Source organism: Piscinibacter sp. (genome assembly GCF_050175855.1).
Lineage (GTDB): Bacteria > Pseudomonadota > Gammaproteobacteria > Burkholderiales > Burkholderiaceae_C > Piscinibacter.
The window spans coordinates 1-7635 of record NZ_JBFXIO010000253.1; the positions used below are offsets into that span (position 1 = coordinate 1).

Here is a 7635-nt window from a genome sequence, read left to right on the forward strand (position 1 = left end):
TGGCGCCCCCCAGCATGTCGCCCTCGCTGACTTTGTCGAACAGCTTCTGGCCCGGCGCCTTGGCGAGCATCTCGCTGGGAACCGGCTCACCGCTGACGATCATGTTCAACGCATTCTCCAGGCCGAGCACGCGCGGCAGGCGCTGCGTGCCGCCGGCACCCGGGATCAGGCCGATCTTCACCTCGGGCAGTGCGATCTGCGCGCCGGGGGCGGTCACGCGGTAGTGGCAGCCCAGTGCCAGCTCCAGCCCGCCGCCCATCGCCACGCTGTGGATCGCGGCGACGATCGGCTTGCTCGACGCCTCCAGCGCCAGGATCACCGACAGCAGGTTGGGCTCGGCGATGGCCTTCGGGGTACCGAACTCGCGGATGTCGGCGCCGCCCGAGAAGGCCTTGCCCGCGCCGGTGATGACGATGGCCTTGACGCCCGCGTCGTTCAGCGCCTGCTCCAGGCCATTGACGATGCCGACGCGGGTGTCGTAGCCCAGGCCGTTGACCGGCGGGTTGTCGAGCGTGATGACGGCGACGTCGCCGCGGATCTGGGTGGTGGCGGTCATGCGGGGTCCTCTCGGAGGAAGGGACGGAAAGCGGGGCAGAATAGAACGATCGTTCGATTCTAGGGTGCCGGGGTTCGACGACTCTGTCGCTGCCGTGACAGGCGGCGGTTCGTCAGACCTCCAGCCACTCCTTGCGAATATAGGCGTTGGCGCGCAGCTCGGCCGGAGAGCCCTCGAAGACGATGCTGCCGTGGCCCATCACGTAGCAGCGCTGCGAGATTTCCAGCGCGATGGTGAGCTTCTGCTCGATCAGCAGCACCGAGATGCCGCGCTCCTTGAGCTCCTTCAGGTACTCGGCCACCAGCTCGACGATCATCGGCGCCAGGCCCTCGGTGGGCTCGTCGATGATGATCAGGTCGGGGTCACCCATCAGCGTGCGGCACAGCGTGAGCATCTGCTGCTCGCCGCCGGACATCACGCCGGCCTGCGTGTGCTGCCGCTCCTTCAGGCGCGGGAACAGCCGGTACATGTCGTCGAAGCTCCAGCGCGGCTGCTTCCTGCCGCGCTTCTCGCCGAGCATCAGGTTCTGGTGCACCGTCAGCTTGGGGAAGATGTCGCGGTTCTCCGGCACGTAGCCGATGCCGACGTGGGCGATCTCGAAGGGCTTGCAGCCCAGCACCTCGTGCTCGCGGAACTTCACCGAGCCGGTGGCGTCGACCAGCCCCATGATCGCCTTGGCGGTGGTCGAGCGGCCCGAGCCGTTGCGGCCGAGCAGCGCGACGATCTCGCCCGGCTGCACGTTCATCTGCACGCCGTGCAGCACGTGGCTCTTGCCGTAGTAGGCGTGCAGGTTCTCGACCTCGAGCAGGCTCATACCTTCGCCCCCGCCGCCTGCGCCTCGGCCAGCACCGAACCGAGGTAGGCCTCCTGCACGCGCGGGTTGGCGCGCACCGCTTCCGGCGTGTCGAAGGCGATCACCTCGCCGTAGACCAGCACGGCAATGCGGTCGGCCAGGCCGAACACCACGCCCATGTCGTGCTCCACCGTCAGCAGCGTCTTGCCCTCGGTGACCTCGCGGATCAGTTGCACGAAGCGCGTGGTCTCGCTGCGGCTCATGCCGGCGGTCGGCTCGTCGAGCAGGATCACGTCGGCGCCGCCGGCGATGGTGATGCCGATCTCCAGCGCGCGCTGCTCGGCGTAGGTCAGGTTCATCGCCAGCACGTCGCGCCGCTTGTCGAGCTTGATCATCTTCAGCACTTCTTCGGTGCGATCGTTGGCATCCTTGGCGTCGGCGAGGAAGCGCCAGAACGAGTAGCGATAGCCTCTCGACCACAGCACCGCGCAGCGGATGTTCTCGAACACCGACAGGCGGGTGAACAGGTTGCTGACCTGGAAGCTGCGCGCAAGCCCCATGCGGCTGATCTCGTACGGCTTGCGGCCGAGGATGGACTGGCCGTTGACGAGGATGTCGCCGGTGGTGGCGTGGAAGCGGCCGGAGATCAGGTTGAACAGCGTCGACTTGCCCGCGCCATTCGGCCCGATGATGGCCACGCGCTCGCCCTGCTTCACCGACAGGCTGGCGCCGCGGATGATCTCCGTCTTGCCGAAGCTCTTGCGCACGTCCTTGAGTTCGACCGCGTAGCTCACAGCGCCTCCCTGCGCTTGATCTCGCGTTCGATCTCGGCCTGCGTCTCGCCCCATTCGCGCACGAACACGCGCCGCGCCAGCTCGAACAGGCCGGCGCCGGTGACCATCACGAAAACCACGCCGAACCACGTGTCGGTGCTGCCGGTGTTCAGCGTCGCGCCGAGGAACTTCATCTCGGGGCCGAGCGCTGCGTTGAGCTGGATGTGATAGACCATCTCGATCACTGCCGCCACGCCGAGCAGCAGCGTGGCCCCGGCGCCGCCGAGCGCGAGGTAGGCGGTCCAGAGGCGGCGCAGCTTGCCGAAGGCGGCCACGCGCAGGTTCATCATGATCAGGCTGGCCACGCCGCCCGGTGCATACATCACCATGAAGAGGAAGATCAGGCCGAGGTAGAACAGCCAGGCCTTGGTCCACTCCGACAGCAGCACGATGCCGATGACCATCAGCACCGCACCGATGATCGGCCCGAAGAAGAAGGTGGCACCGCCGAGGAAGACGAACAGCAGGTAGGCGCCCGAGCGCGCCGCGCCGACCACCTCCGCCGTGACGATCTCGAAGTTCAGCGCCGCCAGCCCGCCCGCGATGCCGGCGAAGAAGCCGGCGATCATGAAGGCGCGCCAGCGCACCTGGCGGGTGTCGTAGCCGACGAACTCGACGCGCTCGGGGTTGTCGCGCACCGCGTTGAGCATGCGGCCCAGCGGCGTGCGGGTCAGCGCGAACATCGCTGCCGTGCACACGAACGCGTAGAGCGCGATCAGGTAGTACAGCTGGATCTGCGGCCCGAAGCTGATGCCCAGCACCGGCTTGCCGACCACGCGGTTGCCCGAGATGCCGCCTTCGCCGCCGAAGAACTCCGGCAGCATCAGTGACATCGACCACACCAGCTCGCCCACGCCCAGCGTGATCATCGCGAAGGTGGTGCCCGACTTGCGCGTGGTCACGTAGCCGAGCAGCGCGGCCACGGCAAGGCCGGCCAGCCCGCCGACCACCGGAATCAGGCTGACGGGAATGGCCAGCTTTCCGGCCGAGGCGGCGTTGAGCGTGTGGATCGCGAGGAACGAGCCCAGCCCGGTGTACACCGCGTGGCCGAAGCTGAGCATGCCGCCCTGCCCCAGAAGGATGTTGTAGGACAGGCAGGCGATGATGGCGATGCCGATCTGCGACAGCATCGTCAGGCCCAGGCTGCTGGTCCAGGCCAGCGGCGCGACGACCAGCAGCAGCGCGAAGAAGCTCCAGATCAGCCAGCGGCCGATGTTCCAGGGCTTGAATTGGTAGACGTTCGAGGCCATGGCGTCAGTCTTCTCGCGAACCGAGCAGGCCGCGCGGGCGGAAGATCAGGATCAGCACCAGCAGCAGGTAAGGCAGGATGGGCGCGGTCTGCGCCAGGGTGATCTTGGCGATCGGGTACAGCGGGCTGTCAGGCGAGATCGTCCAGCCGAAGCTGGCGCCGAGGTTCACCAGCGACTTGTCCACCGTCAGCGGCAGCGTCTGCAGGATGCCGATCAGCAGCGAGCCGACGAAGGCCCCGGGCAGCGAGCCCATGCCGCCGATCACGATCACCGCGAAGATGATCGGCCCGATGTTCGACATGTTGGGTTCGGTCACGAAGGTGATGCCGCCGGTGACGCCAGCGAGCCCGGCCATCGCGCAGCCGGCGCCGAACACCAGCATGAACACGCGCGGCACGTTGTGACCCAGCGCCTCGGCCATCTCGGGGTGCGTGAGCGCCGCCTGGATCACCAGGCCAATGCGCGTGCGGGTGAGCAGCAGCCACAGGCCGATCAGCATCAGGATAGCCACCGCGGCAAGGAAGGTGCGGTTCAGCGGGAAGCGGGTGCACTGCACGATCACGTCGGCCGCGCCTTTGCACATCTCCGGCGGCGCCACGCCGAGCACGAAGCGCATCGAGTCGACCGACGACTGCACGATGGTGAAGGCCGTGCCCTGCAGCACCTCGGGCGGCGTGAACGGCACCGAGGTGCGACCCCAGATCAGCTGCACCAGCTCGTACAGAACGTACGAGAGGCCGAAGGTGACCAGCAGCTCGGCCACGTGGCCGTACTTGTGCACCTTGCGCAGGATGGCGCGCTCGAACAGCGCCCCGCTGGCGCCCACCAGCAGCGGCGCGAGCACCAGCGCCGCCCAGAAGCCGACCACGCCGGTGAGCGTGTAGGCGAAATAGGCGCCGAGCATGTAGAAGCTCGCGTGCGCGAAATTCAGCACGCCCATCATGCTGAAGATCAGCGTCAGGCCCGAGCTGAGCATGAACAGCAGCAGCCCGGAGCTGATGCCGTTCAGCAGGTTGATGAGGAACTGGTCCAAGGCCGCCCCGGAATGCTCGACAGGAAAGACAAGGCCCGCGGGAGACGGCTCCGGCGGGCCTGTCGGGGTTCAGGCGATCAGGCGCCCGGACGCTTCATCTGGCACGAGGTCGGCGTGCTCGACACATAGGGCTCGAACACCCGGTCCTGCACCCAGGTGTAGCCGGTGCCCTCGGCATTCCACTGCTTCTTCGGGTCGGACAGCTTCTTCCAGGTGGCGATGTACAGCGGCTGCTGCAGCTGGTGGTCGGCCGCGCGGATGGTCACGTCGCCCGAGAAGCTCTTGACCGTCAGGCCCTCCATCGCGAACGCCACCTTGACCGGATCGGTGCTCTTGGCCTTGGCGATGCCGCCGGCCAGTGCCGGCAGCACGTGCATCGTGGTCAGCAGCGACAGGTCGTCCTTGAACTTGGCGTGGTACTCGGTGGCCCGCTTGAACACCTCGGGGATGTTGCTGTGGCCGACGTAGACGAACTTCACCTTGCCGTCCATCGTCGGACCGATGGCCGACGGCGTGCCGTTGGCGCCGCCGTAGTAGGTGTAGAAGTTGGCGTCGAGGCCGGCGTCCTTGGCAGCCTTGATCAGCAGGGAGAGGTCGGTACCCCAGTTGCCGGTGACCACGCTGTCGGCGCCCGAGGCCTTGATCTTGGCGATGTAGGGCGCGAAGTCCTTCACCTGGCCGATCGGGTGCAGGTCCTCGCCGACGATCTGCACATCGGGGCGCTTGCGCGCGATCGCATCCTTGAAGAACTTGGCGACCTGGTGGCCGTGGGCATAGTTCTGGCCGATGATGTAGACCTTCTTGATGTTCTTCTCGTCCTTCATGTAGGAGGTCAGCGCCTCCATCTTCATGGACGTGTCGGCATCGAAGCGGAAGTGCCAGAAGCTGCACTTGCTGTTGGTCAGGTCGGGGTCGACAGCCGCGTTGTTGAAGAACACGACCTCCTTGCCGGGGTTGCGCTCGTTGTGCTTGTTGATGGCGTCGATGATCGCGCCGGCCGCACCCGAGCCGTTGCCCTGCGTGACGAACCGGATGCCCTGGTCGATCGCGGCCTTGAGCACCGTCAGGCTCTCCTGCGGCGAGGCCTTGTTGTCGAACGAGACGATCTCGAACTTCACCCCGGCCGGGTTGTTCGCGTTGACCTTCTCGGCCATGAACTGGAAGGTCTTCAGGCTGTTCTGGCCGATGTTGGCGAAGGGACCCGACAGCGGGTCGATCCAGGCGATCTTGACGGTCTCGCCCTTCTGCGCCCAGGCGGCGCCGGTCATCACCATCACACCGCATACGGTGCCGAGGACGTGTTTCGTGAAGTTCATCGAGCTCTCCGGAAGTGAGGTCTGTCGCTGAGGGACAAAGCGTTCGGACGGTAGCGGATCACTCCCGTGTCGGGTTTTAGGGACTACCCCGAACGCCCTTGTCACTGCGGGGACAAGGCTGCGTCACGAGTGCGTCATGCGCTCGGCAACTGATGGTCCTTGAACATCTCGCGCAGCTTGAGCTTCTGGATCTTGCCGGTGGCGGTGTGCGGGATCTCCGGCACGAAGGCCACGTCGTCCGGAATCTGCCACTTGGCGATCTTGCCCTCGAAGAAGGCCAGCATCTGTTCGCGCGTGAGATCCGCGCCGGCCTTCTTCACCACCACGAGCAGCGGCCGTTCGTCCCACTTCGGGTGGCGGCAGGCGATCGCCGCGGCCTCCAGCACCGCCGGGTGGCCCATGGCGATGTTCTCCAGGTCGATCGAGCTGATCCACTCTCCGCCGGACTTGATGACGTCCTTGCTGCGATCGGTGATCTGCATGTAGGCGTCGCCGTCGATCGCCGCCACGTCGCCGGTCGGGAACCACTCGCGGCCGCCCACCTTCACCAGCGGCGACTCGGGGCGCTGGAAGTAGCTCTGGATGATCCACGGCCCGCGCACCACCAGGTTTCCCGAGGCCTTGCCGTCCCAGGGCAACGCGGCGCCGTCGTCGTCGATGATCTCCATGTCGACGCCGAAGATCACCTTGCCCTGCTTCTCGAGGATGCGCCGCTGCGCCTCCACCGGCAGTTCGGCGTGCTTGGCCTTGAGCTTGGACAGGGTGCCCAGCGGCGACATCTCGGTCATGCCCCAGGCATGGATGACCTCGATGCCGAACTCGTCCTCCAGCGTGCGCATCATCGCCGGCGGGCAGGCCGAGCCGCCGATCACCGTGCGCTTCAAGGTGCTGAACTTCAGCTTCTGTCCCTGGGCGAAATTGATCAGACCCAGCCAGACGGTGGGAACGCCGGCGCTGAAGGTGACCTTCTCGGCCTCCAGCAGCTCGTAGAGCGACTTGCCGTCCAGGTGCGGCCCCGGGAAGACCAGCTTGGCGCCGATCATCGGCGCCGCGTACGGCGTGCCCCAGGCGTTGACGTGAAACATCGGCACCACCGGCAGGATCACGTCCTTTGCGCCCACGCCCATGCCGTCGGGCAGCGCCAGGCCGTAGGTGTGCAGCAGCGTCGACCGGTGGCTGTAGACCGCCCCCTTGGGGTTTCCGGTCGTGCCTGAGGTGTAGCAGATGCTCGAGGCAGTGTTCTCGTCGAACTCGGGCCAGTGGTAGAGGCCGTCCTCGGCTTCCACCAGTTCCTCGTAGCACAGCAGGTTGGGAATCGTGCTCTGCGCCGGCATGTGGCTGCGGCCGGTCATCGCCACGAAGTGCTTGACGCTGGACAGGGCCGACGCGAGCTTCTCCACCAGCGGCAGGAAGGTCAGGTCGAAGCACAGCACCTTGTCGGCCGCATCGTTGGCGATCCAGGCGATCTGCTCGGGGAACAGACGCGGGTTGATGGTGTGGCACACCAGTTCCGAACCCGAGGCGCCGTAGTAGATCTCGAAGTGGCGGTAGCCGTTCCAGGCCAGCGTGGCGACACGGTCGCCGGCCGAGCAGCCCAGGCGCGCGAAGGCCTGGGCCAGCTTGCGGGCACGCAGTTCGGCGTCCTTGTACGTATAGCGATGGATGTCGCCCTCGACGCGCTTGGAAACGATCTCGGTGTCGCCGTTGTGGCGCGCCGCGTGCACCAGCAGCGAGGAGATCATCAGCGGCATCTGCATCATCTGGCCCATCAGGCGTGCCATGGTCTAGCTCCGTGTCGGAAAAAGGTGATCGGTGGTGGGGCAGCGAGGAATGCTGCGACGCAGCGATCATAGG

7 protein-coding genes are annotated in these 7635 nt (G+C 66.3%); all 7 read right to left on the reverse strand.

The window, feature by feature from the left end:
* On the reverse strand, window positions 1-556 hold a 556-nt coding region (locus AB7U92_RS17685), incomplete at its 3' end, for an enoyl-CoA hydratase/isomerase family protein (RefSeq protein ID WP_428579812.1).
* Between the two features lie 112 nt (window positions 557-668).
* On the reverse strand, window positions 669-1364 hold the full coding sequence (locus AB7U92_RS17690; protein WP_428579830.1) for an ABC transporter ATP-binding protein: 696 nt from the start codon (window positions 1362-1364) through the stop codon (window positions 669-671).
* 2 nt (window positions 1365-1366) lie between these two features.
* Window positions 1367-2197, reverse strand: coding sequence for an ABC transporter ATP-binding protein (locus AB7U92_RS17695; protein ID WP_428579815.1), 831 nt, complete (start codon window positions 2195-2197; stop codon window positions 1367-1369).
* Window positions 2140-3432, reverse strand: coding sequence for a branched-chain amino acid ABC transporter permease (locus AB7U92_RS17700; RefSeq protein ID WP_428579818.1), 1293 nt, complete (start codon window positions 3430-3432; stop codon window positions 2140-2142). The genes AB7U92_RS17695 and AB7U92_RS17700 overlap by 58 nt, the downstream gene beginning before the upstream one ends.
* Before the next feature lie 4 nt (window positions 3433-3436).
* Window positions 3437-4465, reverse strand: coding sequence for a branched-chain amino acid ABC transporter permease (locus AB7U92_RS17705; RefSeq protein WP_428579821.1), 1029 nt, complete (start codon window positions 4463-4465; stop codon window positions 3437-3439).
* A 77-nt stretch (window positions 4466-4542) separates the two neighbouring features.
* Entirely contained in the window at window positions 4543-5781 is a 1239-nt protein-coding gene (locus tag AB7U92_RS17710) for a branched-chain amino acid ABC transporter substrate-binding protein (RefSeq protein ID WP_428579824.1), read from the reverse strand.
* Window positions 5782-5915: 134 nt separating this feature from the next.
* Window positions 5916-7562 carry a 3-(methylthio)propionyl-CoA ligase gene (locus AB7U92_RS17715; RefSeq protein ID WP_428579827.1) on the reverse strand — a complete coding sequence of 549 codons (1647 nt, stop codon included), beginning with the start codon at window positions 7560-7562 and terminating at the stop codon, window positions 5916-5918.
* Window positions 7563-7635: the final 73 nt, after the last annotated feature.